This is a genomic window from Sphingosinicella microcystinivorans, assembly GCF_027941835.1.
Lineage (GTDB): Bacteria > Pseudomonadota > Alphaproteobacteria > Sphingomonadales > Sphingomonadaceae > Sphingosinicella.
The window spans coordinates 417,039-442,702 of the sequence record NZ_CP116005.1 but is presented as its reverse complement, the minus strand read 5'-3'; the positions used below and the strand labels follow the sequence as shown (position 1 = coordinate 442,702).

Sequence of the window (25,664 nt, the reverse complement as noted above, 5' to 3'; positions counted from 1 at the left end):
CGCTTCGCCACAGTCCGCGCCATGTCGCTGGACAGCAAGCTCGAGGCGTGGGTCGCCGCCGGTTTCATTGATGCCGATGCCGCCGCCCGCATCCGCGCCCACGAGGCGGCGAACGATCGCCCCTACGTGCTCTGGGCGATCGTCGGCCTCGGCCTGTTCGCGCTGGCGCTCGGCCTCGCGCTCGTCGTCGCCGCGAACTGGGACCTGATCGCCGACTGGCTGAAGCTCGGCGTCCATCTGGCGCTTACCGCCGCTGCTGCCGCCGCCGCGTGGGTGGGCGCGCAGCGCGGCAATCGCTGGCTCACGGAAGGCGCGCTGTTCCTGCTGGCGGCGCTCGTCCTTGCCGGCATCGCGCTGCATTCGCAGGTCTACCAGCTCACCGGCCCGATGTGGCAGGCGCTGGTGCCGTGGCTGGTGCTGACGACGCCCGCGATGCTGATCGCTGGCGGCACGCGGCTCGTCGCCTACGGCTGGTCCGGGATGCTGCTCTGGACGCTGGCGTCGCTGGCGCTGGAGAACGAGCATGCGGGCGGGCTCTGGTACGCCGTCCACGGCCTCGCGATCGCCGGGCCGCTCATCCTCATCGGCCTGTCGCTGCTGCCGTGGCGGGACCGCATCAGCTTCGCGGACGGACTTCGCGAGGTCGGCATCCTCGTCTGGCTCGGCGGCGTCAGCCTCTCGCATTTCGTCTGGGCGGGAACCGTGACCTCCACCGAGGCCCGCGACATGGCCGTGCGCCTCATCGTCCCCGTGCTTGTCGCCGCCGCCGCGGTCTGGGCCGGGCGGCGCTGGCGGATGATCCCTGAGGCGATGCTGCTGCCGGTCATCGCCGCGCCGATGGCGGCGCTGCTGCTGGCGACCGTGGTGCCCCACGCGGACGGCTGGCCCGCGCGCCTCGTCGGCGCGCTCATCTACATGGCGATGTGGGGCGTCGTCGCCCGTGCCGCCGTCGCGTCCGGCTGGCGCGCGCTGTTCGGCGTCGCCATCGCCGCCGTCGGCATCCGTATCTTCATCATCTATTTCGAGCTGTTCGGCTCGCTGGCGACGACCGGCGCCGGGCTCATCGCGGGCGGCGTGCTGCTCATCGCGCTCGCCCTCGGCTGGCGGCGCGTGTTCGCGCTGGTGGGGAGGCGCGCATGAAGCGCTGGCTCGCGCTCGCCCTGCTGCTGCCGCTGGTCGGCCTCGCGCTCAGCATCGCCGCGCGCGAGGCGGGGCTGTCGGGCGCGTCCGAATGGCGCATCCCGATCGCCGGCTACGATCCCCGCGATCCCATCCGCGGCCGCTTCATCCAGTTCCGCTACGACTGGCGCGTCGCCGGCGATCCCGCGCTTTGCGGCAAGGCCGCCTGCGGCCTCTGCCTCTCTGAAGAGGCGGGCGAGATCGTCGCGACGATGGCCGCGCCGGGCACCGCCTGCCCCGCCTACGTCGACGTGAACGGCAGCAGCATCAGGCGGCAGAGCCGCGCGCCGGGACAGGCCCCGGACTTCTCGAGCCGCATCTTCGTCTCCGAGACGCGCGCGCCCGCGCTCGAGGACATGCTGCGCCGTCAGCCGATGGTCGTCGTCGCCCGCCTCACCCGGCAGGGCCGCCTCGTCAACGACCGGATCGAGCCCGCGAACTAGGGTCGCCGTTCCGCCCGCACCGGCGCGTTCGGACCATCCCATGTTTCCCGTGCGATAGAAAATCTTGCATTGACCGGCTTTCAATTTCTACGATAACAGTAGACATCAAGTCGTGAAACTCCTGACGAGAGTTTCCGGGGCCATGCCCTTTTGAGGTCCGCGGCTTTTGATGGGATGCAGCTTGCTCCGCGACACCAACCGCTAAAGCGCACGATGCTGAGGCAACGACGCCAGGCTTCGTGTTCCCCCAACCGGGCAAGGGGAAATGACGATGCAATGTCATACCTAGACTAGTTTCAACGACAGGCGCCTCTTTCGGGCGGCACTGATCCGTTGTCATCCGCACACCCATGCCGGGCGCGGAACGGCTTGGCATGTTCATCAGAAAAGACCTGCGCCTCTGCGCGCATGGACCGGCCGATCCCGGGAGGGGCTGGCCGGTGTCGGGGGAATTGTGAGTCGATCCATGATCACCAGAACCAGCTTCATTCGATTTGCCGGTGCCGGCAGCGCGCTCGGCCTTATTCTTGCAGCGAACGCGGCGCTTGCCGCGGAGTCTGCTGCTGCGTCCGCCGATGCAGCCGCCGACGCGGCCTCCGCAGCGGAAGCCGCGGACGCCGCCTATGAGAATCTCGGCGAGATCACCGTCACCGCCCGCCGCCGCGAGGAGCGCGCGCAGGACGTGCCGATCGCGCTCAGCGCGGTCAGCGGCGAGATCATCGAGCGCACCGGCAACGTCAATCTCGTGCAGATCGCCGACCTGACGCCGAGCCTCGTCATCAGGAACAACAACGCCCGCAACACCTTCGTGAACATTCGCGGCCTCGGCTCCAATTCCGATCAGAACGACGGCCTCGAGATCGGCGTCGGCTTCTATGTCGACGACGTCTATTACGGCCGCATCGGCGCGTCGCAATTCGATCTCATAGACCTCGAGCGCGTCGAGATCCTGCGCGGCCCGCAGGGCACGCTGTTCGGCAAGAACACCACGGCGGGCGCCATCAACATCACCACGCGCGCGCCGACGTTCGAGACGGAATTCCGCGGCGAGGCGACGCTCGGCGAGCGCGGCTATCACCAGGTCCGGGGAACGCTGTCGGGTCCGCTCATCGAAGACAAGGTCGCCTACCGCCTGACGCTGTCGGACACGCACAGCGACGGCCTGCTCACCAACCTCTACAACGGCAGGAAGGCGAACGATTACGACAACTTCTCGGTTCGCGGCCAGCTCCTGATCCTGCCGACCGAGGACATCTCGATCCGCCTCAGCGGCGATTATTCGAAGCAGACGTCCTACTCGCGCATCACCAGCATCGTGGGCGTGTTCACGCAGTTCGACAACGGCGCGGCGAACACGAACAATTTCTTCGACCGCGCGGCGCGCGCCGGATACACGCCCGCATACGACGTGAACGATCCGTTCGCGCGCGAGGTGGAATTCAACGCGCCGATCCAGGCCGACATGGAAGGCTACGGTGTTTCCGGCAAGGTCGACTGGGACCTCGGGAACGCCACGCTCACCTCCGTCACCGCCTATCGCTGGTGGGACTGGTATCCGCTCAACGATCAGGACAATACGCCGCTCAGCGTCACCTTGCGGGGCGGAACGACCAACTGGCAGCGCCAGTTCAGCCAGGAAGTCCGGCTGGCCTCGCAAGGCGAGCGCAGGCTCGATTACGTGGTCGGCCTCTACTACTTCTGGCAGGTCATCCACGGTCTCGGCCAATACCAGCAAGGGCCGGATTACGCGGTGTGGAACAACCACACCTACGCGAACCGGGATCTCGCCAACTATGCCTACACGAACTTCGAGTCGGATTCGATCATCGAACCGAGGACCAAGAGCTACGCCGCGTTCGGCCAGCTGACGTGGCGCGCCACGGATGCGCTCGCCGTCACTGCGGGTCTTCGCTTCACGCACGAGGACAAGACCGGGCTGTTCGATCAGTACACCGTCGCGGGCAACGATCTTTCCCTGCTCAGCGACGCGGACCGCGCCGCCGCGCAGGCGCTGCGGGATGCGATCTATCCCGAGGTCCGCTACACGGTGAAGCACAAGAACGACAGCCTCACCGGCCAGATCAACCTCGCCTACACGGTGGCGCAGGACGTGCTCGCCTATGCGAACTATTCGCGCGGCAGCAAGTCGGGCGGCCTCAGCCTCGGCACGCTGCCCGCGGGCGTGTCGCCGGTGGTGAAGCCGGAGACGATCGACGCGTGGGAAGTCGGCGTCAAAAGCCAGTTCTGGGACCGCAGGGTCACGCTCAACACCGCAGCCTACTGGATCGAGGTGGAGAATTATCAGGCCGCGATCACCGAGAACATCGGCAACACGAACGCGTTCCGCCGCTACATCTCCAACATTCCCGGCGTGCGCTCCCGCGGCTTCGAGGTGGACCTGACGGTGGCGCCCAGCCAGTACGTCCGCTTCACGGCATCGGCGGCGTACAACGACGCCGTCTACAAGGACTACACCAACGCCCAGGTCGCGCCCAACCGGCGCAACGAGGGCGCGACGCAGGACCTGAGCGGCGTCCAGCTCGCGAACGCGCCGAAGTTCATCTACAGCCTCAGCACCGATCTCGCCTATCCCTTGAGCGACGACGACGAGGCCTATGCCCGCGTCGACTTCTCGCACAGGTCGTCCAACGACACGAGCGGCACCAACTCGCAGTACACGCGCATCGACGGCTACGGCATCCTCAACGGGCGCATCGGCCTCAGGGTCGACGACCAGAAGTTCGACGTTTCGGTCTGGGCGCGCAACCTGCTCAACAAGAAGTACTTCACGGCGCTCAGCGTCGCCAACCTCGGCCTCATCACGGGCAACATCGGCGATCCGCGAACGATCGGCCTCACCGTCCGCACGCGCTTCTAGGCTGACCTTCCTTTCATCAGGGGACTCTCATGATCGAAACCAATCTCCCGGCATCGCCTCCGCATCTCCGCGCGGGGCTTTCGCGGAAGCGCCGCCACGCGCTTTCCGGCGGCCTGTTCCTGTCCGCCCTGCTGCTGACGCCGAATCTCGCCCTTGCCGCGGCACCCGCCGCGCAGGCAGGCAATCGTCCGGCGCCGGTTCTCGAAAAGCTGGACGCCATCACCCACGGGCCGCAGCTCGGCAACGTCGGGGTCGGGTCGATCCGGGTCTGGGCGCGGACCCGGCAACCCGGCGCGTTCAGCGTGCTCTATTCGACCCAGCCCGATCTTTCGGGGGGCATTCTCTCGAAGCCGGTCAAGACGAGCTGGGAACATGATTCGAGCGGCTGGATCCAGCTCGACGGATTGAAGCCCGGCACGAAATACTATTACGCCCTCGTCCACGAAGGCCGCGTCGCCGACACGCGCGTCGGCGGCAGGATCAACAGCTTCACGACATTTCCCGACGCGTCCACGTTCGTCGACCCGAAGGTCAATCCGAAGGGCGTCTACAATTTCGCGTTCGAGACCGGCACGGGCAACAACCAGCCCGACAAGACGTCGCTGCCGCCCACCTACACGCGGATGCTCGCCGAGCTGAAGGATAGGATCTATTTCCAGATCCAGAACGGCGACTGGCTCTATGAAAAGGGCCGCGAGAAGACCGAGGCCGAATGGGCGGTGGCGAACGGCGTCGGCAAACCGCCCCGCAGCGTCTCGCTCGCCAAGGGCATCGCCGGCGTCTGGAAGAACTACCGGCTCTATCTCGAAGGGTCGCAGGCGCTTGCCGATTTCTACAAGGAAGTGCCGCTGTTCGTCACGATCGACGATCACGAGATCCTGAACGACGTGACCGGCTCCGGCCACACCGGCTTCCGCATCGACGCGCGCGGCAAGCCGTGGCAGCAGGACCTCCAGCGCGACGATCTCCAGAAGGATGTCGAGCGCGCGGTGTTCCGCGATCCCGCCGTCGCCGTGTGGCGCGACTATGTCGGCTGGAGCAATCCCGACATCGGCAACCAGCAGCCCAATTATTTCGGGGAAGCGCGCGTCGAGGCGGGCAGCAATATCCTCACCGATCCCAACGCCGATTTCACGAAGCTCGATCCCGCCAAGACGTCGAACCTGCACGTCCTCTGGGGCTTCGGCAACACGGGCGTCTACAAGATCGCGAAGGTGCTGGGGAAGACCCGCATCCAGGTCGAACCCGCGCTCGATGTCACGGAGACCGTGCGCTACAGCATCGGCACCAATCTCTACACCAAGTTCCGCGTTTCCAACGCCGACTTCTTCCTGCTCGACACGCGGTCGAACCGCACGCTGCACGACAAGACCAATCTCGCCGACCCGAACACGAGCATGATCGGCCCGGTGCAGAAGCAGTGGCTGTTCGACGAACTGAAGAAGAGCGACGCCGATTTCGTCTTCATCGTCTCGTCGGTTAACCTCGCGCTGCCGCACGACAACGGCGTGTGGTACGGGCGCGGCTCGGGCGGCGTCGGCAAGGACGACGGCTGGACCGCGCATCTCCACGAGCGCGAGGAACTGCTCAAGGTCGCGGAGAGCCTGCACAAGCCCGTGTTCTTCCTCACGGGCGACCTCCACAAGTCGTTCGTGGCCCGCGTCGCGCCGGGGGTCTACGACGTCGGCACCGGCCCGCACACCAGCAACAACCACCGGCTCGGAGACGCGGGCGGCTCGCCGCCGAGCGGCTGGTACCAGTCCGGCGACCGTCTGGTGAACGTGCTCTGGAGCAGCAACCAGTACCGCAACGACAGCGGCGGCAATGCCGGGCAGGCCAGCGGCAAGGGCTGGCCGATCTACACGGTCATCCGCGCCAACAACGCCTACAACATCCCCGACGCCGAAGGGAAGGACAGGTGGATCGCCTATCCCGAGCCGCAGGTCGTCTTCGAGTTCCGGGACGGTTACACCGGGGACCTCGTCTTCGCCCATTCCGTCTCGACCTCGGAGGCGAAGCCCGACCGCACGCCGGTTCCGCCGGAGGTCGTCAAGACCCTCGGCGGCATCGAGACCGGCGGGCGCTGACCGCCGCCCACCTTGCCGTGCCGCCGCCCGTCCCGCCGGGCGGCGGCATCGAAAGACGATGACATGAGTGCTCCCCGAACCCGCACCTTGTGGCTTGTGGCCGGCGTCCATGCCGCGGCGCTCGCCTACGCGACCGCGCGCTACAACGTCTTCAAGGGCGTCGCCTGGTCCGAATGGCCGTCCTACACGCTGAACAAGAGCCTTGCGCTCGCCGTGCTCGCGCTGGTCGTCGTCGCGGTGTTCCGCACCGGCAGACCGGGCGCGGGGGCCGTGCGCCCCGTGATGGCGGCGGCGGGCGGCTTCGCGCTCGCCCATGTCCTGCTCTCGCTCGCGCTGCTCGGCCCCGCCTATTACGCGAAGTTCTTCGACGGGCAGAAGCTCACGGCGGTCGCCGGCGCCGCCATTGCGCTCGGCGCGGCAAGCGCGGTCCTGTTCCACGTCGGCCAGCGGGAGGCAACCGGCTGGAGCCCGGTCCGCCGCTACGACGCGCTGGCGGCCGTCGCCTTCATCGCCGGGACCCACGCGGCGTTCCCGGGGTTTTCCGGCTGGTTCGAGCCGTCGACGTGGCCGGGCGGGCTGCCGCCCATCACGCTCATTTCCTTCGCGCTCGGCGTCGCCGCGCTCGGCCTCAGGCTGCGGTATCGGATACCGCGCCCGGCGCCCGCCGCGCCTGCCGCTTCCTCGCCAATTCCCGTTCAGGAGCAATGACATGTTCGATCGCCGCCATATTCTGAAAGGCACCGCCGCGCTCGGCCTCGGCGGAATTCTGAACGGCGGCGTCGCGTGGTCCGGCACCAGCAAGACCGTGCGCGCCATCCTGCCGTCCGCCACGCACGACACGCTGGCCGTGAAGGTGCTGCTGGATACGCCGCCGTCCGCGCCGCCCGTGCTCCGCATCGACGGGCGCGCCGTCGCCGCCGAGAAGGCGGACATCGACGGCTACGCGTGGGCGTTCGTCCAGTCCGGTCTGCCGGGCGGCAGGCGCTACGAGCTGTCGCTGTCCGACGAGAGCGGTCGGCTGCTCCGCGAGCCGTGGCCGCTGAAGACGCTGCCGCCGCCGGATTCGGCGCCCGATCATTTCCGCGTGCTGTTCTTCACCTGCGCGGGCGGCGACGAGGCGGGGAGGCCCTACGGATACCTGCCGATCTCCGTCCGCCGGGCCCTGTTCGACCGCGCGCTCAGCTTCGCGCCCGATCTCGCCGTGGCGAATGGCGACCACGTCTATTGGGATCTCGACACGGCGCTCAAGTACCGCCGCGATCCGGCGCGGCGCGCCGCCACGGAGGCGCAGTATCGCCAGATCGCGTGGATCGACCAGGATCTCGCGTTCGATTCCGAAACCAACCGGCGCTCGATCAACACGATCGCCGGGCGCCAGATCGCGTCGATCTACGAGGATCGCTTCGCGTCCGTGCCGCTCGTCTTCATCACCGACGACCACGACTATTACGAGAACGACAACGCCGGGCCGTGGGGCTACAGCCTGCCGCCGCGCCCGTTCATCTTCGGGCTGCAGCAGCAGACGGCGGCGCTCGCCTACCCGATCGCGCTCGGCCGGCCGGACTGGGGCAACCCATACGAAGCGGGCACGGTGGAGACGGTGCGCGTCGGCAACCTTCTGGAGATCGCGCTTTTCGATTGCCGCCGCGGCTGGTCGACGGGCGCCGACGCCGGCGTGCTGTTCCCGAAGGCCGAGGCGTTCCTCATCGAGCGCCTGCGCGCCTCGACCGCCAAGCAGTACATCCACGCCCCCTCCAACCCGTTCGGGTGGACCGCCGGCAAGCTCGGCGAGTGGTATGCGGACGGCCCGTCCGAAACCAGCGCGTTCGACAACGACAAGGGCTATTGGCAGCAGGGCTGGTTCGAGCAGCACCAGCGCCTCGCGGCGGCGCTCAGCGCGCAGAAGGAGCGCGCCGCGATCAGCATCTCCGGCGACATGCACGCGAGCGCCATCAGCCGGATCACCCGCAGCGGCGACCTCGACCTGTCCGCCAACCCCGTCCACACCATCCTGCCCGGCACCATCGGCACCGGCACGCCGGGCTTCCCGAGCAGCGTGCGCGGCGTCTTCCCGTGGCATCCCGCCGTCCTCGATTCCGAGGACCTCGCGAAGATCGAGGAGCGAAACGGCTTCTCCATCGTCGATGCCTATCCGGACCGCGTCGAGGTGCGCCAGTTCCGCTGGCGGCCGCCCGAGCCGGTCGCGGCGATCGCGGCGCTCCAGCCTTACGCCTCCTACACGATCGGGCGCTCGTCGTGACGATGCCGCGGGCGGCGATGCCATCGACCGCGATCCCCACTCAAGGAGCATGGGCCATGACCATGAAGTCGATCCTTCGCGTGCTGTGCGCCGTGTGCGTGCCGCTGTCGCTGCCCGCCGCGGCGAGCGCGCCGGACCTGACCCCGACCCGGGAAGACGCGAACCCGCCGCCGCGCAGCTATGTCGAGCGCCCCCGCGCGCCGGCCGGCGCGCCGAACATCGTCATCATCGTTCTCGACGACCTCGGCTATGCCGACTTCGGCGCCTACGGGTCGGAGGTCAGCACGCCGAACATCGACCGGCTCGCGAGCGAGGGTCTGCGCTACAACCATTTCACGTCCACGGCGCTTTGCACGCCGACGCGCGCTGCGCTGCTGACCGGCCTCAACCACCACTCGGCCGGGATGGGCTGGCACGGTATCGTCGATCAGGGCTACCCGGGTTATCGCGACGACTTCACCCTTGATGCGCCGACCATCGCCGAACTGCTCCAGCCGTATGGCTACGGGACCATCGCGATCGGGAAATGGCATCAGGTCTCGGCGAGGGATTCGAAGCCGAGCGGATCGTTCCACAACTGGCCCACGCATCGCGGGTTCGATCGCTTCTACGGGTTCATCGGCGGGCAGGACAGCCAGTTCTATCCCGGGTCGCTGGCCGAAGGCACCACGTACATCAAGCCGCCGGGCGACGGCAGCTTCTACCTGCCGGACGCGCTGACCGACAAGGCGATCGCCATGATCCGCGACCTGCGCGTGTCGAGCCCCGACAAGCCGTTCCTGCTCTGGTACGCAACCGGCGCGACCCACACGCCGCACCATACGAAGCCCGAGGACCGCGCGAAATACGCGGGGAAATACGATGCGGGCTGGGACAGGATCCGCGCGCAGCGGCTTGCGCGCCAGAAGAAATCCGGGCTGGTTCCCGCGAACGCGGTTCTCGCGCCGCGCAATCCCGGCGTCGTCGCGTGGGACAGCCTCAGCGCGGACCAGAAGAGGATGTACGCCCGCTTCCAGGAAAATTTCGCGGCCTTTCTGGATCGCACGGACCGGAACATCGGCCGGCTTCTCGATCACCTGCGGGAAACCGGGGATTACGAGAACACGATCTTCATCGTGACCTCGGACAACGGCGCCAGCCGCGTCGTCGGCCCCGAGGGCGAAGCCAACGTGGCGGCGGGGTATTTCGTGGGGGAGCCGGCGACCAACGCGGAAAACCTCAAGTACTACGACAGCCTGGGCGACTGGAACACGCACCCGAACTATCCCCACGGCTGGGCGCAGGCGGGCAATACACCCTTGCAGGAAGGAAAGCGGACCACCGACGGCGGCGGCGCCCGGGTTCCGCTCATCATTTCCTGGCCCAGGGGAATCAAGGCGCGCGGCGAGGTGCGAACCCAGTTCCACCACGTGAACGACATCGTTCCCACCCTGCTCGACGTGCTGAAGATCGAAGCGCCGAAAACCTACAACGGGCATGAAGCGAAGCCGATCGAAGGCGTCAGCATGGCCTATTCGTTCACGGCGCCGCGCGCCCCCGGCGTCAAGCGCGAACAGTATTACGAGATTGAAGGCAACCGCGCCTACTATGCCGATGGATGGCGGCTCGTTTCCCGGCGCGTTGACGGGTCGAAATATCACGAAGCCCCCTGGCGATTGTACAATCTCGATCAGGATTTCTCCGAAACCAGGGATCTCGCGGCAGAGTACCCGGAAAAGGTCAGGGAGCTGGAACGGAAATGGTGGGAGGCGGCGCGCCGCTATCAGGTCCTGCCGATCGACGATCGCACCTTGCTCAACCGGATCTCGGGCCTGTCGCCGAAGGGGTCGCGCGCCCTCCACACCTTCTATCCGGCCGACCCGACGATCAAGGTTGCCGATCAGCCGCGGCTTCAGGGTTCGCCGTATCGCATCCGCGCCCGCATCAATCGCTCCGCGTCCACCGATGGCGGCGTGATCGTTGCGCTCGGAGACGTCGCTGCGGGCTGGGCGTTCTATATCAAGGATGGACTGCTGATCTACGAGCAGAACCGCAAGACCGATGCGGTCCGCCTCGTGTCCGACCGGCGGGTGCCGACCGGTGAATCGACGGTCTCGTTCACGTTCCGGCCTGCCGGCTCGGGAGCGGGAGGAACCGGGACGCTGGAGATCGACGGGGCGGTTGTCGGCAGGGCGCCGATTCGCAGCACCGCCGTCGGTCTGGTGACGGAGGGCATGGAGATCGGCCGTGACGAACTGACGGCCGCCGTTCCCGGCTACGCCGCGCCCTTCACGTTCACGGGCAGGATCGAGCGTGTCGATTTCGAGGTCGGCGCCGAGGATCTGGCGGCGCGCATGGCCGATACCGGTCCCCGCGGTTCGCCTTGATCGGGGCGCTTTCCGAACCGGTGTTTTCTCGGGAAAGGGCGGAACGGATGCCGATGACCAGAATGGCGCTCGTGCCGGTCGTTCTGTGGCTTGGCCTCGGCGGCGGCGTCCTTGCACCGGAGGGGTCTCGGCAGGAAGCCGGCGGCGGCAATTCGCCGGCGCGCATCCAGTGCAGCCGGGATACGCGCATGGTGCGGGTGCCGGCGGGAACCGTCCTGCTCGGCGAGGACGGGGAAGGCCGCGAAGGCCGATCGGTCGAGGTCCCGGAATTCTGGATTGACAGCCATGAAGTGACCAACGGCCAGTTTGCCGCTTTCGTCGCGGCGACGGGCTATGTCACAGAGGCTGAACGGGAAGGCGGATCGGCGGTTTTCGTTCCGCCGCCGCATTGGGACGGATCGCTCGATTCCGCCCAGTGGTGGCGCTTCCGGCCGGGTGCGTCGTGGAGGCATCCCGAAGGCCCCGAAAGCACTATCGACGGCAAGGACTGGTATCCCGTGGTCCATGTCACGTTCGCGGATGCCGCCGCCTATGCGCGATGGAAGGGCGCCGAACTTCCCGACGTCGTTCAATGGGAGCGCGCCGCGCGCGCGGAACAGCGTGCCGGGCGCGATCCGCTGAGCTGGGCGTTCGACGCGCAGGGCCGCCCCATCGCGAATACGTGGCAGGGGATTTTCCCCATGCGCGATACGGGTCAGGACCGGCACACGGGCATTGCACCCGTCGGCTGCTTTCAGGCGAACAGCCTCGGTGTGCGGGACATGATCGGCAATGTCTGGGAGTGGACGCGCAGTTCCGCGCCGTCGATGGCCGGGTCGAGGCTGCTCAAGGGCGGCTCCTATCTCTGTTCCATGAACTACTGCGCGAATTTCCGGGCCGCGGCCTTTCAGGCGCAGGAACAGGACCTCGGCGCATCGCATATCGGGTTCCGCACGGTCAGAAGGGCGCCGCCGTCGCCCGCCGCCCGGAAAACCGCATCCATGCGCTAGACACCCTAGATTCGCTTGGAGATCGCGATCGCGGCCCGGCATCCCGCCCGGATCGCGGCGGAGAGCAGTGGATAGGCCGGCGCCTGCTCGGCGCCGTGCGCGATGGCGGTCGCGCGGTGTTCGCGTTCCTCGGCGGCGAATTCCTCGATGCGCGCCTTGAATTCGGGGTCGCTGTCGCCGAGCGCCTCGGCCTGCTCGGCGTAGTGGCGGTCGATCTCGGTCTCGACGGCGGCAGTGCAGGCCATCGCGGCGCGCGGGCCCATCAGCGCGGTCGCCGCGCCGAGCGCATAGCCCGCCACGTGCCAGAACGGCGCCAGCGCCGTCGGGCGCACGCCGCGCTCCACGACCATGCGGTTGAAGACGTCGAGGTGGTGCTGCTCCTGCGCGCGCATCCGCGCGATCTCGGCGCTGTCGGGATGGCGGTTCCCCATCACCGCGAGCTGCCCGGAATAGATGCGCGCCGCGCCGTACTCGCCCGCCTGATCGACGCGCAGCATGGAGGCGATGTCGGCGCCACGGTCGCCCGGAAGCGAGTGTTGCGGCGGGTGTTTCAGCGTTTCAGGATCAGCCACAGCGCGACTCCCGCGATCAGCCCGGAGAAGATGGCATTGTATCCGGCCATCGAAATGCCCGCCAGCGACCACGCGATCTGGTCGCACTGCACCACCGGCGTCGCCAGCATGTTGGACCATATATCGCCCGATCCGAGATCGCCCGCGCTGCACGCGCTCGGCCCCTGCCACCAGCGCTGCTCGACGCCGGCGTGGAAGACGCCGATCCCGGCGGTGACGAGTTCGGCGAGCGCGGCGAACACCAGCAGCGCGCGCTTGCCCGCGCCCGGCACGAACAGCGCGAGGCTGGCGAGGATCAGCGCGATCGCATGGGGCCAGCGCTGCCAGATGCACATCTCGCAGGGGTGCAGCCCGCCGATGTGCTGGAACGCGAACGCGCCGCCGAGCAGCGCGGACGGCCCGAGCAGAAGCAGCAGATGCGCAGGGCGCAGCCGGTCAGCCATCGCTTGCCTTTCGTGCGACGAGGCTGGCGCCGACGAGCGTGACGCCCTTCGCCTCGAGCTCCGCCGACCAGCGCTCGATCTCGGCGATGGTGGTGGAGACGGGGCGGGCATAGCCGACCGCATAGCCGCGCCGCTTCGCGGTGGCGACGAGGGCGTCGAGGTTGCTGCGGATGTTCGCGGGGGTTTCCGGCTCGTCGAGGAAGCGGTCGTTGGTGGCGGCGGCAAGCCCGATGGCGCGGGCCTCCGTCTCGCCCACGGAGCGCCCCGAGGAGCGCGCGTCCACGTAGAACAGCCGCTTCGCCTTCACGGCATCCAGCACCGGGCGCATCGCGGCGGCGCTTTCGGTGAAGGCGCTGCCCATCATGTTGGTGACGCCGACCGGGGCCTCGACGCGGGAGAGCGCCCAGTTCAGCCGCCGCACGTTCTCGGCCGGGGCCTCGCCGGTCAGCAGCACGTTCTGGCCCGGATTGACGCGCGGGTACGACTTGGGCTGCATCGGCACCGACAGCCAGACCTCGTGCCCGCCCGCCTTGGCGGCCTTCGCGAGGTCGCGCGATGCGTCGGCATAGGGCGAGAAGGCGAGGCTGACGGCGGCGGGCAGCCGGTCGATCGCCGCCTTCGCCGCGGCGGCGTTGGGTCCGAGCTCGGTGAGGATGACGGCCACGATCGGCCCGTCCGGGATCGGGGCCGCCGGTGCGGCGGCGGCCGGTGCGGGCGGCGTTTCGCCCGCAGCGAGCCGGGCCTCGTCGATCTGGGGCTTGTCGATGTCGGTGACGGGAACGTGCGCGATCGGCGGCCTCAGCGTGCCGGAAGCGGCTGCGTCCTTGGCCTCGATTTTGGCTTCGGGCGGCTGCGCGCGGCGCGTATCGCCGGTTTGCGCGGCGGCATGGCTCGGCGCGAGCGGCCGCAGCAGCTCGACGAACAGGGTCGCAAGGCCGATGAACAGCACGGCGCCGCCGAGCGCGAGCAGCAGTCCCCGGCCCCGACGCGGGGCGATGTCGTCGCTCAGCGGGACACCTCTGCGGTCTGCACCGGCTGCGGGCCCAGCCGGCCGATGATGTTCATCGCGTAGTCGAGCTGATAGTCGGTGACGCCCGCCTTTTCGAGATCGGCGGCGGTCCGCTTGAAGCGCGGATTCTCCTTGTCGTCTTCCTCGATGATCTTGTTGTCCTTCACCGCGTCGTTGCGCAGGTGCTGGCGGAGGTCCGCCTCGCGGATCACGCGGCGTTCCTTGTAGTCGGCGTCCGAAAGCTGCGGCACGATGATGTCGGGCTCGATCCCCGCCTCCTGCACGGAGCGGCCGGAGGGCGTGTAGTAGCGCGCCGTGGTCAGCCGCAGCGCCGTGTCCTGCGTCATCGGGATCAGCGTTTGCACCGATCCCTTGCCGAAGCTGCGCTGGCCGAGCACGAGCGCGCGGCGGTGGTCCTGAAGCGCGCCCGCGACGATCTCGGCGGCGGAGGCCGAGCCTTCGTCGACGAGCACGACGATGGGCTTGCCCTTGGTGTCGTCGCCCTCGCGCGCGTAGTAGCGCTGCACGTCGCCCTTGCGGCGGCCGCGCTGCGAGACGATCTCGCCGCGTTCGAGGAACGCGTCCGACACCTCGATCGCCTGATCGAGCAGGCCGCCGGGGTTCGAGCGCAGGTCGACGACGAAGCCGAGCAGCTTGCCGCCCGCCTGCTTCTCCATGCTGGCGATCGCCTGCCGCGTCGCCTCGCCGGTCTGCTTGTTGAAGGTGGAGATGCGCAGGATGCCGATGTCGTTCTTCACCTCGGACTTCACCGGCTTCAGCGAGATGATCTCGCGCTTCAGCGTCAGCTCCATCGGCTTCTGCTGGCCGGCGCGCACGACGCTGATCTTCACGGTCGTGCCCGGCACGCCCTTCATCTTGTCGACCGCGTCGTCGAGCGACAGGCCGTAGATCAGCTCGCCGTCGATGTGCGTGATGTAGTCGCCTGCCTTGATGCCGGCCCGCGCGGCGGGCGTGTCGTCGGTCGGCGCGATCACCTTCACCACGCCGTCCTCCTGGCTGACGGTCAGCCCGAGCCCGCCGTACTCGCCCTCGGTCTGCGTCCGCATCCGCTCGAAGTTGCGCATGTTGAGGAAGCTCGAATGCGGGTCGAGGCTGGAGAGCATCCCGTTGATCGCGCCTTCGATCAGCTTCTCGTCGGTAACTTCGTCAACATACTCGGCGCGCACCCGTTCGAACACGTCCATCAGCTGGTCGAGCTGGCGATAGGTGCTCGCCGGGTTTGCCGCCTGCACGGCCGTCGTCGAGGGGATGAGCGCGATCGCCGCGGCGGGGATCAGCGTGTGCAACAACTTACGAGACATCACTTCTTCCTTGTCGTGACCGGCGGCGCGGCCCCCCTGTCCCAGCGCATTGGCGCCATCATAGCACGCGCCGATGAATTGGCGAGTAACGGATTTCAGCCATCGCGGCCGGTTTTTCGAACGTGCGGCGCGGGGTCGATGGGGCGCCCGCTCTGGCGGAGCTCGAGGTAGAGTTCCGGTTCGAGCGACCCCATGCGGCCGATCGGCGTTCCCGCTGCAACCGTCTCCCCGACCAGCACGTCGACCCGTTCGAGACCGGACATCATGCTGAGGAGGCCGCCGGGGTGCTGGACGATCACGATGTCGCCATAGGCGCGGAACGGTCCGGCGTAGGCGATCCGGCCTCCCGCGGGGGCCACGACCTGCGCGCCCTTGCGCGTCGAGAGCGTGATGCCGCGTGCGCGGACGCCGACGCCGCTCACGTCGTTGAACCCCTCGACGATGGTGCCCGCTGCGGGCTGCAGGTAGGCGAAGGGAAGGGGTGCGGCGGCGCTTCGGACGGGCCGGGACGGTGCCAGCCGCCGGGCGTTGGTGCCGGCGCCGTCATCGAATGCGCCCGCGAGCCCGCGCAGGTCCATCGCCTTGGCGGCAAGCGCCCGCGCCCGCGCCCGCTCCTCGTCCGCCTCGCGATCGAGCGAGTCGCGCTCGGCGCGCAGGTCGGCCTGCACGGTATCGAGCTGCCGGATCGCCGCCGCCAGATCGGTGTTGGCGGCAAGCAGCTGGCGCTTCGAGGTGTCGAGCCGCGCCTGCACGGCGCGCGACTCCGCGAGTTCGCGCCGATACGCGGCGGTGCGGGCCCGAAGCGCCGGTTGAACCGCTTCCAGCAGCGCGCTGACGCGGGCGGTGGTGACGGCTGACGACGGTTCGAGAAGCACGAGGCCCGCCGGTCTGCGGCTCAAGGTCTGGAGAACCGCGAGGAGTCGGCTGATCTCGCCGTGCTGCGCGGCGAGACGGGCGCGCTGCTGCCGCCGCAGCTGTTCGAGCCGGGCGGTTCCGGTCTCGATGGCGCTGACACGCGCTTCGCCGTTCTGGATGCGCCGGGCAAGCGCGATCGCCGTCTGCCGGGCGGTCCGCGCCCTGTCGTCGGCCACGTCGGCATCGTGGCGCAGGGCCGCGGCGCGGGAATCGGCCTTCAGTGCGTCCTGCTCCGCCTTGTCCGCGGGCGCGGCGGCGGCGAGCAGCAGGAGGGCGAGGGCCGCGGCGCGCATCAGCCTTCGCGGTGGTAGGGGTGACCGGCGAGGATCGACGTCGCCCGGTAAAGCTGCTCGGCGAGCATCGCGCGCACCAGAAGATGCGGCCACGTCGCCTTGCCGAAGCTGATGAGGAGGTCGGCTTCGTCGCGGGTCCCGGCATCGTGCCCGTCGGCGGCGCCGATCAGGAAGCGCGCCTCGCGCACGCCGTCGTCGCGCCAGCGGCCGAGGCGTTCGGCAAGTGAGGCGGAGGCAAGGCTCTCGCCGCGCTCGTCGAGCGCCACCGTCCGGCAATCGCCGGCGGGCGGCGGTACGCGGCCGCCCTTGTCGGGAAGCTCGGTGATGCGGAACGGCCAGTTCATCCGCGCCCGGTAGCGCTCGACGAGATCGGCTTCCGGGCCGCGCCCGATGCGTCCGCGCGCGATGACATGAAGGAGCACCTCAGGCGGTTGCGGCCGCTGCCGGCGTCTTGTCGAAGGCCCACATCTTCTCGAGGTTATAGAAGCTCCGCACCTCGGGCCGGAACAGGTGGACGATCACGTCGTCGGCGTCGATCAGCACCCAGTCCGCCGCGGGGAGTCCCTCGATCCGCACGGCGCGGCCGAGGTCGGTCTTGATCCTTTCGGCGAGCTTCTGCGCCATGGAGGCCACCTGCCGCGTGGAGCGGCCGCTGGCGATGATCATGTGATCGGCGATTTGCGTCTTTCCGCTGAGCGGAATGTCGATGACATCGACAGCCTGATCGTCGTCGAGCGACTTCAGGATGAGGGCGTGCAGCTCGTCGGAGCTTCCGCCTTCACGGTCGCCGGGCGTTGCCGCGGCGGTTCTGGGAGACAATCCTTATCCCTTCGGGTTCGTTGCACCAATTCGGCTCGCCCATCCCGGATCGCGCGTGCGGATCGCCGTGGCGGAGGAGGGGTCGAGCGGGATCGAAAGGATCACAATCGCCGGCAGCTCCCATTCAGCCCAGTGTTTCACACGCGCTTCGCCGCGGATGTACCGCCGAAGCCACGCCATGGCCGGAGCCCGGCGTGCCCGCCCAATGTAGTCTCCCCGCGCCATCACGGCAATCGGCACTTCGCGCGCGATGTCGCGCCAGCGCTTCCAGCGGCTGAACTGCAACAGATTGTCCGCACCCATGATCCACACGAACCGGTGCTGCGGGAAGGCGCGCTTGAGCGCGATGATGGTGTCGACCGTGTAGGCGGTGCCGAGCGCGGTTTCGATGTCCGTCGGCCGGATGCGCGGGTGGCGCGCGGCACGGCGGGCGGATTCCATGCGTGCGGTTAGCGGCGCCATGCCCGCCTTGTCTTTCAAGGGGTTCTGCGGGCTGACCAGCCACCACACCTCGTCGAGCGCGAGCCGCCTGAGCGCCTCGACGCTGATGTGCCGGTGGCCGCGATGCGCGGGGTTGAACGACCCGCCGACGAGGCCGATGCGTGCCACTAGAGGCCCGCCGCCTGCGCGGCGATTTCGTAGGAGCGGAGCCGCGCGCCGTGATCGAAGATCATGCCTGTGACCATCAACTCGTCCGCACCGGTTTCCTCGACGAACGCCCGCATCTGCCGCGCCACCGTTTCGGTGCTGCCGACGGCCGAGCAGGAGAGGGTGCGCGCGAGGTGCGCCTGAAGTTCGGCGGGCAGCGATTCGCGGTAGCCGGGGATCGGCGGCGGCAGCCGGCCCGGCTGGCCGGTGACGAGGTTCACGAACGCCTGCTGCTGCGAGGTGGCGAGGATGGCGGCCTCATCGTCCGTATCCGCCGCGATGACGTTGTAGCCGAGCATCAGGTACGGCTTGTCGAGGTATGCGGAAGGCTTGAAGTAGCCGCGGTACACCTCGATCGCCTGCATCAAGGCCTGCGGGGCGAAGTGCGACGCGAAGGCGTAAGGAAGGCCGAGATGTGCGGCAAGGCTGGCGCCGAACAGGCTGGAGCCGAGAATCCACACGTCCACGTTCGCGCCATTGCCCGGCACGGCGGGAACGGGGCCTTCACCGCGGAAATAGGCGAGCAGTTCCTGCACGTCCTGCGGAAAGCGCTCGGCAGCGGCGTGAAGGTCGCGGCGGATCGCCTGCGAGACCTTCTGATCCGAGCCGGGCGCACGGCCGAGGCCGAGGTCGATGCGGCCGGGGTAGAGCGCATCCAATGTGCCGAACTGCTCGGCGATCAGCAGTGGCGCGTGGTTCGGCAGCATGATGCCGCCCGCGCCCACGCGAATCGTGGAGGTCGCGCCCGCGATATGGCCGATGAGCACCGATGTCGCCGCGCTGGCGATGCCCGGCATACCGTGGTGTTCGGCGAGCCAGAGGCGGCGGTAGCCGAGCCGTTCGCCCGCCTGTGCGAGTTCGACCGAATTCGCGAACGATTGCCGGACGCTGCTGCCCTGGACGACGGGCGAGAGGTCGAGGATCGAAAGCGGGATCATGCCGCGTTCAGGGCCGCACCTGCCCGTCGCCGCGCACAATGGTCTTGTAGGTGGTGAGCCCTTCGAGCGCGACCGGGCCGCGTGCGTGGAGGCGGCCCGTGGCGATGCCGATCTCCGCGCCGAAGCCGAACTCGCCGCCGTCCGCGAACTGCGTGGAGGCGTTGTGGATGACGATGGCGCTGTCCACGCCCGCGAGGAAGCGGTTCGCGGTCTCGGCGTTCTCGGTGACGATGCTCTCGGTGTGGGCGCTGCCGTGCCGGGCGATGTGCTCTGCCGCACCGTCGACACCGTCCACCACCTTCGCGGAGATGATCGCATCGAGATACTCGGTGCCCCAGTCGGCGTCGTCCGCGGCCACGACGCGCGGGTCGATGGCCCGCACGGCGTCGTCGCCGCGCACCTCGCAGCCCGCGTCGAGCAGCGCCTTCACCACGCGCGCGCCGGTCGCCGCCGCGGCCTCGTCGATCAGCAGCGTCTCGGCGGCGCCGCAGATGCCGGTGCGGCGCAGCTTGGCGTTGAGCGCGATGGCCTCCGCCTTGTCCGCATCGGCGTCGCGGTCGATGTAGACGTGGCAGATGCCGTCGAGATGCGCGAGCACGGGCACGCGTGCCTCCGCCTGCACGCGCGCGACGAGGCCCTTGCCGCCGCGCGGGATGATGATGTCGATGAGGCCCGCCGCGCCCAGCATCGCGCCGACGGCGGCGCGGTCGGGGGTGTCCACGAGCTGCACGGCGTCGGCGGGGAGGCCCTCGCTGGTGATTCCCGCGATGAATGCCGCGTGCAGCGCCTTCGACGTGGCGAGCGCTTCCGATCCGCCGCGCAGGATGCAGGCGTTGCCGGACATCAGGCAAAGCGCGCCCGCGTCCACGGTGACGTTCGGGCGGCTTTCGTAGATGATGCCGATGACGCCGAGCGGCACGCGCACCTGCTCGAACTTGAGGCCGTTCGGCTGCGTCCACTCCTTGATCGACGCACCCACGGGGTCGGGGAGGTCCGCGACGGCCTCGACGCCTGCGGCAATGCCTTCGAGACGGGTTTCGTCCAGCCGTAGCCGGTCGAGCATCGCCCCCGACGTGCCGCGCGCTTCGGCAGCCTTCATGTCCTCGGCATTGGCGGCGAGGATCGCGGGCGCAGCGGTACGGATGGCCTTCGCGGCGGCCTTCAATGCAGCGGCCTTGCGCACGGTCGGCGTCGCCGCGAGCGTGCGGGACGCGGCGCGGGCGGCGATGGCCATGTCGGCGATGCGGGCTTCGATGTCGCTCATAGCAGAACCAGATGATCCCTGTGTACCATGGCGGAACGCGGCGCATAGCCGAGGATGTCCGCCTGCGCCTCCGTCCGTTTGCCCGCGATGGCGCGTGCATCGGCGATATCGTAGCCCGCAAGGCCGCGTGCAAGGACGTGGCCGCTCTCGTCGGCGATCTCGATTGCGTCGCCGCGCGCGAACTTGCCGTCCACCTGCCTTACGCCTGCGGCGAGCAGGCTGCCGCCGCGCTGGAGGGCCTTCACGGCACCGGCGTCGATGGTGAGGCGACCGGCGGAGGTGAGGCGGCCCGCGAGCCACGCCTTGCGCGCGCGGCTCGCCGAAACGGCGGCGAACAGCGTGCAGCGGCCGGTTTCCTCCAGCCGCGCGAGCGGATTGAGGCCGGTGCCCTGCGCGATGCCGAGCGGGATGCCGCTCTTGCAGGCGATGCGCGCGGCGGCGACCTTCGCGCCCATGCCGCCCGAGCCCATCGCGGCGCTTTCGCCGAGCGTCACGCGCTTCAGCACGGCGTCGATGTCGTCGACGCGCGCGATGAGTTCCGCGTCCGGGTCGCCGCGCGGATCGGCCGTGTAGAGCCCGTCGATGTTGGAGAGGAGGAGTACGCCGTCCGCCGCGGCTGCCTGCCCGACACGCGCAGCGAGCCGGTCGTTGTCGCCGAAGCGGATTTCCTCGGTCGCGACGCTGTCGTTCTCGTTGAGCACGGGGACGACGCCAAGGCCGAGCAGGCGTTCGAGCGTGGCGGCGGCGTTCAGGAAACGGCGCCGATCCTCGAGGTCGCCGAGCGTCAGCAGCATCTGCGCGGAGGTGATGCCGTTGTCGCCGAGCAGTTCAGCCCACGCCTGGCTGAGCAGGATCTGTCCCGTGGCGGCAGCGGCCTGCGCGTCCTCGAGGCAGGCGCGTCCGCCCTTGGGAAGCCCGAGCCGCCGCGCGCCGAGCGCAATCGCGCCGGACGACACCACGACGATGCGCTGGCCGCGCGCCCGGCGGGCGGCGATGTCGGCGGTGAGGCTTTGCAGCCATTCGCGGCGCAGCTTGCCGTCCTCGTCGACAAGCAGGGCCGAGCCCACCTTGACGACCAGACATTTGCAGTTGCCGGGCGAGAAGGGGCTCAGATCGGTGACCATGCTGCTGTCTTGTCCGCCGCTTTCGTCGCTCCGCTGCGCGCAGGCTCGCCGATTTCCTTGAGCAGCGCATCGAGAACCTCGGTCAACCCCTCGCCGGTCGCCGCGGAAACCAGATGGACCTTGTGTCCGCAGGCCTTTTCGAGCGCGCGCTGCTTCGCGGCGCGCCCGCGCGCGTCGATGAGGTCGATCTTGCTGAGCGCGACGACCTGCGGCTTGTCTTCAAGACCGGCGCCGTAAGCCTCCAGTTCGTCCACAACGGTGCGGTACGCCTTGGTGGGCGAGGGCGCGCTTGCATCGACGAGATGGAGCAGCACCCGGCAGCGCTCGATGTGCCCCAGGAAGCGGTCGCCGATGCCCACGCCCTCGGCGGCGCCGGCGATGAGGCCGGGAATGTCCGCGAGCACGAACTCGCGGTCGCGGTGCAGCACGACGCCGAGCTGCGGCTTCAGCGTCGTGAAGGGGTAGGCGCCGACCTTGGCGTTGGCGTTGGTGACGGCGTTGATGAAGGTGGACTTGCCCGCGTTCGGCAGGCCGAGCAGGCCCGCGTCCGCCAGCAGCTTTAGCCGCAGCCACACCCACATCTCCTCGCCGGGAACGCCGGGCTGGGACTGGCGCGGCGCGCGGTTCGTCGAGGTCTTGTAGGAGGCGTTGCCGCGCCCGCCCATGCCGCCCTTCAGGAAGGTGATGCGCTCGCCGACCGTGGTGAGGTCGGCGAGCAGCGAATGCTCGTCGTCGTCGGCCAGAATCTGTGTGCCCACGGGCACGGGGATCACGAGGTCTTCGGCCGACGCGCCCGTCTGGTTGCGGCCTGCGCCGCCTTCCCCGCGCGGCGCCTTGAAGTGCTGGCGATAGCGGAAGTCGATGAGCGTGTTGAGGCCGTCCACCGCCTCGAACACGATGTCACCGCCCTTGCCGCCGTTGCCGCCGTCCGGCCCGCCGTATTCGATGAACTTCTCACGGCGGAACGACACTGCGCCGGGGCCGCCGGCCCCGGAGCGCAGGTAGATCTTCGCCTGATCGAGAAACTTCATGCGGCTTCCCTATACATGCCGACGCGATCTAGCCAGCGTTCGCGTGACAGGCGGTACTCGACCGAATCGATCTCGCAGCCGCGTGCGCGGCAAGGGTACGGGATGATCTCGCCGGTGGGCACGAAGCCGAGCTTTCTCAAAACCTTGCCCGAAGCCGGGTTGTCGATGAAGTGGCCCGCGCCCAGCATGTCGCTCCCGACGCCCAGGAAAGCGGCTTCGAGGACAGCCTCGGCGGCCTCCACGGCGATGCCCTTGCCCCAGTGCTTGCGCGCCACCCAATAGCCGATCTCGGGGATCGCGATCTTGTCGTTCCAGCGCCCGAAACCGACGCTTCCGACCAGTTCCGGGGCGCCCGCCGTGCGCAGGAAGACGAGGCAGCTCGCTTCATGCGCGGGGGTTTCCGCGTCGTGCGCGATCTTCTCGCGCGCGTCGTCGATGCCGTAGGGCCACGGCGCTGTCGCGAGGTTGCGGACGATCGCTTCGTCGGCGATCGCGGCGACAAGCGCATCGGCGTCCTCCGGCCAGGCCGGCCTCAGGAACAGCCGCTTCGTGCGTGCAAACATCTCTCGCTCCATCTGCCCGATCGGGAAGGGGAGAGACGAAAAAAGGGAGATGGCGACCCATCTCCCTTTCCCTGTGCGATTGCACCTGTTCAGGGGCCGCCTTCCCGGCGGCCGTCTGTCAAAGCGGGCCGCCTCGCTATTCCGCTGCCATCGGCATCGGGTCGACGCTGACGTACTTGCGTCCGAGCTTGCCGTCGTGGAACGCCACGCGGCCTTCCACGAGCGCGAACAGCGTGTGATCCTTGCCGATGCCGACATTACGGCCGGGGTAGAACTTGGTTCCGCGCTGCCGGACGAGAATGTTGCCGGCGAGGACGTCCTGTCCGCCGAAGCGCTTCACGCCAAGCCGTTGACCTGCCGAATCGCGCCCGTTGCGCGACGAACCGCCAGCTTTCTTATGTGCCATGGTTCAAACTCCTCTTTACTCGGCGTCGGTCTTGGCCTTGGCGGCCTTCTTGGCCGGAGCCTTCTTTTCGGCAGCCGGCTTCTCGGCGGCTTCCGCCTTCGGCGCCTTGGCGGCCTTCGCGGGCTTTTCGGCCGGCTCGGCTGCGGCTTCAACGGCCGGAGCGGCTTCGGCCTTCGCGGCCTTCGGCGTCTTGGTCGCGGCCTTGCCGATCGCGGTGATCTTCAACACCGTCAGCAGCTGGCGGTGGCCGTTGCGACGGCGATAGCCGTGGCGCCGCTTCTTCTTGAAGACGATGACCTTGTCGCCCTTCGGCTGCGCGACGATCTCCGCCGAGACGACCTGGCCGGCCACGTCCTTCAGCTCGCCGCCCTCGCCGATGGCAAGGATGTCGCCCAGCTGGACGGTTTCGCCGACTTCGCCCTTCAGGCGGTCGACTGTGATCTTCTGTTCGGCGGCGACGCGATACTGCTTGCCGCCCGTGCGCACGACTGCGAACATGGCTTTGGCTACCTTAGGCCCAGAAATTGAACAACAGACACCCGCGCGCAAAAACACGCCGATGCCTGCGGAAAGCGCAGCTAGCTACTGGCGGCGGGCGCGAATGTCAACCGATTCAGCACAGGTTCGGGCATCAATGCCGGTGCCGGGATTTCAGCCGATAGCTGCCGTCCGGCATCCGCTCGAACATCTCGGGAACGGCCGGGTGCAGCACGGGGGCCCGGCTTTCGTCGGGCAGCAGGTTCTGCTGGCTGACATAGGCAACATAGGTCTGGTCGTCGTTCTCGGCGAGCAGGTGGTAGAAGGGCTGGTCCTTCGCCGGCCGGATGTCCTCGGGGATCGCCTCCCACCATTCCTCGGTGTTCGCGAACTCAGGGTCGACGTCGAAGATGATGCCGCGAAACGGGAAAAAGCGGTGCCGCACCACCTCGCCGATGCCGAAGCTGGCGGTGGTGACGGGCTCGCCGAGGGGGAGCGCGAGGCGCGGTACGGGCGCGGCAATGGACTTCGCAGTACTCATGGGGAGGAATATAAGAGCCTGCCGCTTCTCTGCAAAGGTCCGCCGGCCCCGTGACGGGGTGCCCGACCGTGATGGGCCCAGCCCCATATGTGCCGTTCGTCAGCGCGACCGGGAAAGCAGCTGCGAAAGGGAGGACCGGATCCGCTCGGCCTTTTTCTGGGTCTCGCGGATGTCGGATGCGACAGCGGCCATCTGCGTCTTCATCCCCGGTGAAAGCCGGACGACGATGCGCCGTGCGTCGTGCGGGTGCCGCAACCGCACGATGTAGCCTTCGCCCTCCAGCGCGCCGAGGGCGAGGGTGATTCCCGGATCATGCATCGCGAGCTTTCGGGAAAGCTCGCGCTGGGTCATGCTCTCGTTCTGCGCCAGCAGATAGAGGAGGCGCATCTGGGTCCGGTTGACGCCGAGCTTTCGGCCGAGCTGCGTGAACATCATCGAGATATCGCGCTGAACGACGCGCGTCGCGGCGTCCAGCAGGAGAACGGGATCGCCCCGCGAAGCGTCGATGCGTGTATTCGCAGCGTCGCCGCGGGACAGCATCATTGCGTTCCGCGCAGCTCTTCGTCGCTGAGCGACTCCACCTCCGGACCCCAATCCTGAGCGAGGACGTTGTGGAGATTGGCGACGTGCTCGGCACCGATGCGGCTGATCAGGATCTCCTCGAGACGGGCGAGGGCGCTCATGGCGAGATCGCGCCGGGGCTTCGATTCCTCGGTGAAAGCATACACGGCCCCGCGCGCGTCCTTCGTGTCGGGCAGTTGGCAGAGGATTCCGTTCTCGATGAGCGGCCGTGCCATATAGTGGATGTTCTGACGGGACACGCCGAGTTCTCGCGCGATGTCAGCAGGCCGGTTGATGCCGCTGGCGACGAGCACGACCATCATCGAGTGTGTTCTGTGCGCCGCCGGAAAGCCCCGGTCGGCAAGGATGCTCTGCAGGCTGTTGTCGAACCAGTCCAGACCCTTGAGCAGGCCGGCGATGATGTGGCGTTCGGTATTGCGGTGTCGCACGCGCGGGTCCCAGTCGTCTGAAAGCGGAACCCCTTATGGGTCCGGTGCCTTGCGGACGTCCAGACCCGCCCGGCACAAAAACGGAAG

Annotated in this window: 26 protein-coding genes; 8 read left to right on the top strand and 18 right to left on the bottom strand. The window is 68.4% G+C overall.

The annotated features are described in order from the left end of the window. Nucleotides 1–21 precede the first annotated feature (21 nt). From PE061_RS01990 to PE061_RS01955, 8 genes are all read left to right on the top strand, one after another. Nucleotides 22–1,140 carry a DUF2157 domain-containing protein gene (locus tag PE061_RS01990; RefSeq protein ID WP_271257554.1) on the top strand — a complete coding sequence of 373 codons (1,119 nt, stop codon included), beginning with the start codon at nucleotides 22–24 and terminating at the stop codon, nucleotides 1,138–1,140. After that, entirely contained in the window at nucleotides 1,137–1,622 is a 486-nt protein-coding gene (locus PE061_RS01985) for a GDYXXLXY domain-containing protein (protein ID WP_271257553.1), read from the top strand. Before PE061_RS01990 ends, PE061_RS01985 begins: the two co-directional genes overlap by 4 nt. 466 nt (nucleotides 1,623–2,088) lie before the next feature. Further along, nucleotides 2,089–4,500, top strand: a complete 2,412-nt coding sequence (locus PE061_RS01980; protein WP_271257552.1) for a TonB-dependent receptor — start codon at nucleotides 2,089–2,091, stop codon at nucleotides 4,498–4,500. A gap of 29 nt (nucleotides 4,501–4,529) precedes the next feature. Beyond that, nucleotides 4,530–6,587: an alkaline phosphatase D family protein gene (locus tag PE061_RS01975; RefSeq protein ID WP_271257551.1), complete on the top strand. Its 2,058-nt coding sequence runs from the start codon at nucleotides 4,530–4,532 to the stop codon at nucleotides 6,585–6,587. Nucleotides 6,588–6,650: 63 nt separating this feature from the next. Next, the gene (locus PE061_RS01970) at nucleotides 6,651–7,295 is read left to right on the top strand and encodes a hypothetical protein (RefSeq protein ID WP_271257550.1); all 645 of its coding nucleotides are present in this window, start codon (nucleotides 6,651–6,653) and stop codon (nucleotides 7,293–7,295) included. A gap of 1 nt (nucleotide 7,296) precedes the next feature. Then, nucleotides 7,297–8,847 carry a hypothetical protein gene (locus PE061_RS01965; RefSeq protein ID WP_271257549.1) on the top strand — a complete coding sequence of 517 codons (1,551 nt, stop codon included), beginning with the start codon at nucleotides 7,297–7,299 and terminating at the stop codon, nucleotides 8,845–8,847. 56 nt (nucleotides 8,848–8,903) lie between these two features. After that, on the top strand, nucleotides 8,904–11,213 hold the full coding sequence (locus PE061_RS01960) for an arylsulfatase (RefSeq protein ID WP_271257548.1): 2,310 nt from the start codon (nucleotides 8,904–8,906) through the stop codon (nucleotides 11,211–11,213). A 47-nt stretch (nucleotides 11,214–11,260) separates the two neighbouring features. After that, nucleotides 11,261–12,202 carry an SUMF1/EgtB/PvdO family nonheme iron enzyme gene (locus PE061_RS01955; protein WP_271257547.1) on the top strand — a complete coding sequence of 314 codons (942 nt, stop codon included), beginning with the start codon at nucleotides 11,261–11,263 and terminating at the stop codon, nucleotides 12,200–12,202. Nucleotides 12,203–12,207: 5 nt separating this feature from the next. Here the strand turns inward: PE061_RS01955 and PE061_RS01950 are convergent, their stop codons facing one another. The 18 genes from PE061_RS01950 to PE061_RS01865 all read right to left on the bottom strand — a co-directional run bounded on the left by PE061_RS01950 (nucleotide 12,208) and on the right by PE061_RS01865 (nucleotide 25,577). Next, nucleotides 12,208–12,699: a demethoxyubiquinone hydroxylase family protein gene (locus tag PE061_RS01950; protein WP_271259108.1), complete on the bottom strand. Its 492-nt coding sequence runs from the start codon at nucleotides 12,697–12,699 to the stop codon at nucleotides 12,208–12,210. Nucleotides 12,700–12,752: 53 nt separating this feature from the next. After that, nucleotides 12,753–13,217 carry a disulfide bond formation protein B gene (locus PE061_RS01945; RefSeq protein ID WP_271257546.1) on the bottom strand — a complete coding sequence of 155 codons (465 nt, stop codon included), beginning with the start codon at nucleotides 13,215–13,217 and terminating at the stop codon, nucleotides 12,753–12,755. After that, the gene (locus tag PE061_RS01940; RefSeq protein ID WP_271257545.1) at nucleotides 13,210–14,166 is read right to left on the bottom strand and encodes a divergent polysaccharide deacetylase family protein; all 957 of its coding nucleotides are present in this window, start codon (nucleotides 14,164–14,166) and stop codon (nucleotides 13,210–13,212) included. Before PE061_RS01940 ends, PE061_RS01945 begins: the two co-directional genes overlap by 8 nt. A 56-nt stretch (nucleotides 14,167–14,222) precedes the next feature. Continuing rightward, a complete protein-coding gene (locus tag PE061_RS01935) occupies nucleotides 14,223–15,548 on the bottom strand; it encodes a S41 family peptidase (protein ID WP_271257544.1) in 1,326 nt (441 codons plus the stop codon). 95 nt (nucleotides 15,549–15,643) lie between these two features. After that, nucleotides 15,644–16,756, bottom strand: coding sequence for a murein hydrolase activator EnvC family protein (locus PE061_RS01930; protein WP_271257543.1), 1,113 nt, complete (start codon nucleotides 16,754–16,756; stop codon nucleotides 15,644–15,646). Next, on the bottom strand, nucleotides 16,756–17,178 hold the full coding sequence (locus PE061_RS01925; RefSeq protein WP_271257542.1) for a 23S rRNA (pseudouridine(1915)-N(3))-methyltransferase RlmH: 423 nt from the start codon (nucleotides 17,176–17,178) through the stop codon (nucleotides 16,756–16,758). Before PE061_RS01925 ends, PE061_RS01930 begins: the two co-directional genes overlap by 1 nt. Before the next feature lies 1 nt (nucleotide 17,179). After that, nucleotides 17,180–17,575, bottom strand: a complete 396-nt coding sequence (rsfS, locus tag PE061_RS01920; RefSeq protein WP_271257541.1) for a ribosome silencing factor — start codon at nucleotides 17,573–17,575, stop codon at nucleotides 17,180–17,182. A 3-nt stretch (nucleotides 17,576–17,578) separates the two neighbouring features. Continuing rightward, the gene (locus PE061_RS01915) at nucleotides 17,579–18,184 is read right to left on the bottom strand and encodes a nicotinate-nucleotide adenylyltransferase (RefSeq protein WP_271257540.1); all 606 of its coding nucleotides are present in this window, start codon (nucleotides 18,182–18,184) and stop codon (nucleotides 17,579–17,581) included. Then, on the bottom strand, nucleotides 18,184–19,161 hold the full coding sequence (locus PE061_RS01910) for an LLM class flavin-dependent oxidoreductase (protein ID WP_271257539.1): 978 nt from the start codon (nucleotides 19,159–19,161) through the stop codon (nucleotides 18,184–18,186). The genes PE061_RS01915 and PE061_RS01910 overlap by 1 nt, the downstream gene beginning before the upstream one ends. 7 nt (nucleotides 19,162–19,168) lie before the next feature. Next, entirely contained in the window at nucleotides 19,169–20,425 is a 1,257-nt protein-coding gene (locus PE061_RS01905) for a glutamate-5-semialdehyde dehydrogenase (protein WP_271257538.1), read from the bottom strand. After that, nucleotides 20,422–21,549 carry a glutamate 5-kinase gene (proB, locus tag PE061_RS01900; protein WP_271257537.1) on the bottom strand — a complete coding sequence of 376 codons (1,128 nt, stop codon included), beginning with the start codon at nucleotides 21,547–21,549 and terminating at the stop codon, nucleotides 20,422–20,424. Before proB ends, PE061_RS01905 begins: the two co-directional genes overlap by 4 nt. Then, nucleotides 21,534–22,580 (bottom strand): GTPase ObgE, encoded by a 1,047-nt coding sequence (obgE, locus tag PE061_RS01895; RefSeq protein WP_271257536.1) that lies wholly within the window; start codon nucleotides 22,578–22,580, stop codon nucleotides 21,534–21,536. The genes proB and obgE overlap by 16 nt, the downstream gene beginning before the upstream one ends. Then, complete coding sequence (locus tag PE061_RS01890; RefSeq protein WP_271257535.1) at nucleotides 22,577–23,143, bottom strand: GNAT family N-acetyltransferase; 567 nt, start codon at nucleotides 23,141–23,143, stop codon at nucleotides 22,577–22,579. Before PE061_RS01890 ends, obgE begins: the two co-directional genes overlap by 4 nt. Before the next feature lie 136 nt (nucleotides 23,144–23,279). After that, nucleotides 23,280–23,549 (bottom strand): 50S ribosomal protein L27, encoded by a 270-nt coding sequence (gene rpmA, locus PE061_RS01885; protein WP_271257534.1) that lies wholly within the window; start codon nucleotides 23,547–23,549, stop codon nucleotides 23,280–23,282. Nucleotides 23,550–23,564: 15 nt separating this feature from the next. Then, the gene (gene rplU / locus PE061_RS01880; protein ID WP_271257533.1) at nucleotides 23,565–24,047 is read right to left on the bottom strand and encodes a 50S ribosomal protein L21; all 483 of its coding nucleotides are present in this window, start codon (nucleotides 24,045–24,047) and stop codon (nucleotides 23,565–23,567) included. 133 nt (nucleotides 24,048–24,180) lie between these two features. Then, complete coding sequence (hspQ, locus tag PE061_RS01875) at nucleotides 24,181–24,567, bottom strand: heat shock protein HspQ (protein WP_271257532.1); 387 nt, start codon at nucleotides 24,565–24,567, stop codon at nucleotides 24,181–24,183. Nucleotides 24,568–24,666: 99 nt separating this feature from the next. Beyond that, complete coding sequence (locus PE061_RS01870; RefSeq protein WP_271257531.1) at nucleotides 24,667–25,110, bottom strand: MarR family transcriptional regulator; 444 nt, start codon at nucleotides 25,108–25,110, stop codon at nucleotides 24,667–24,669. Then, on the bottom strand, nucleotides 25,107–25,577 hold the full coding sequence (locus tag PE061_RS01865) for a MarR family winged helix-turn-helix transcriptional regulator (protein WP_271257530.1): 471 nt from the start codon (nucleotides 25,575–25,577) through the stop codon (nucleotides 25,107–25,109). Before PE061_RS01865 ends, PE061_RS01870 begins: the two co-directional genes overlap by 4 nt. Between the last annotated feature and the right edge of the window lie 87 nt (nucleotides 25,578–25,664).

Bases quoted from the DNA above. Each gene is read 5' to 3' on its own strand.
- PE061_RS01990 (WP_271257554.1), top strand. From the start codon at position 22: ATGTCGCTGGACAGCAAGCTCGAGGCGTGGGTCGCCGCCGGTTTCATT.
- PE061_RS01985 (WP_271257553.1), top strand. From the start codon at position 1,137: ATGAAGCGCTGGCTCGCGCTCGCCCTGCTGCTGCCGCTGGTCGGCCTC.
- PE061_RS01980 (WP_271257552.1), top strand. From the start codon at position 2,089: ATGATCACCAGAACCAGCTTCATTCGATTTGCCGGTGCCGGCAGCGCG.
- PE061_RS01975 (WP_271257551.1), top strand. From the start codon at position 4,530: ATGATCGAAACCAATCTCCCGGCATCGCCTCCGCATCTCCGCGCGGGG.
- PE061_RS01970 (WP_271257550.1), top strand. From the start codon at position 6,651: ATGAGTGCTCCCCGAACCCGCACCTTGTGGCTTGTGGCCGGCGTCCAT.
- PE061_RS01965 (WP_271257549.1), top strand. From the start codon at position 7,297: ATGTTCGATCGCCGCCATATTCTGAAAGGCACCGCCGCGCTCGGCCTC.
- PE061_RS01960 (WP_271257548.1), top strand. From the start codon at position 8,904: ATGACCATGAAGTCGATCCTTCGCGTGCTGTGCGCCGTGTGCGTGCCG.
- PE061_RS01955 (WP_271257547.1), top strand. From the start codon at position 11,261: ATGCCGATGACCAGAATGGCGCTCGTGCCGGTCGTTCTGTGGCTTGGC.
- PE061_RS01950 (WP_271259108.1), bottom strand. From the start codon at position 12,699: ATGCTGCGCGTCGATCAGGCGGGCGAGTACGGCGCGGCGCGCATCTAT.
- PE061_RS01945 (WP_271257546.1), bottom strand. From the start codon at position 13,217: ATGGCTGACCGGCTGCGCCCTGCGCATCTGCTGCTTCTGCTCGGGCCG.
- PE061_RS01935 (WP_271257544.1), bottom strand. From the start codon at position 15,548: ATGTCTCGTAAGTTGTTGCACACGCTGATCCCCGCCGCGGCGATCGCG.
- PE061_RS01930 (WP_271257543.1), bottom strand. From the start codon at position 16,756: ATGCGCGCCGCGGCCCTCGCCCTCCTGCTGCTCGCCGCCGCCGCGCCC.
- PE061_RS01910 (WP_271257539.1), bottom strand. From the start codon at position 19,161: ATGATCCCGCTTTCGATCCTCGACCTCTCGCCCGTCGTCCAGGGCAGC.
- PE061_RS01905 (WP_271257538.1), bottom strand. From the start codon at position 20,425: ATGAGCGACATCGAAGCCCGCATCGCCGACATGGCCATCGCCGCCCGC.
- proB (WP_271257537.1), bottom strand. From the start codon at position 21,549: ATGGTCACCGATCTGAGCCCCTTCTCGCCCGGCAACTGCAAATGTCTG.
- obgE (WP_271257536.1), bottom strand. From the start codon at position 22,580: ATGAAGTTTCTCGATCAGGCGAAGATCTACCTGCGCTCCGGGGCCGGC.
- PE061_RS01890 (WP_271257535.1), bottom strand. From the start codon at position 23,143: ATGTTTGCACGCACGAAGCGGCTGTTCCTGAGGCCGGCCTGGCCGGAG.
- rpmA (WP_271257534.1), bottom strand. From the start codon at position 23,549: ATGGCACATAAGAAAGCTGGCGGTTCGTCGCGCAACGGGCGCGATTCG.
- rplU (WP_271257533.1), bottom strand. From the start codon at position 24,047: ATGTTCGCAGTCGTGCGCACGGGCGGCAAGCAGTATCGCGTCGCCGCC.
- hspQ (WP_271257532.1), bottom strand. From the start codon at position 24,567: ATGAGTACTGCGAAGTCCATTGCCGCGCCCGTACCGCGCCTCGCGCTC.
- PE061_RS01870 (WP_271257531.1), bottom strand. From the start codon at position 25,110: ATGATGCTGTCCCGCGGCGACGCTGCGAATACACGCATCGACGCTTCG.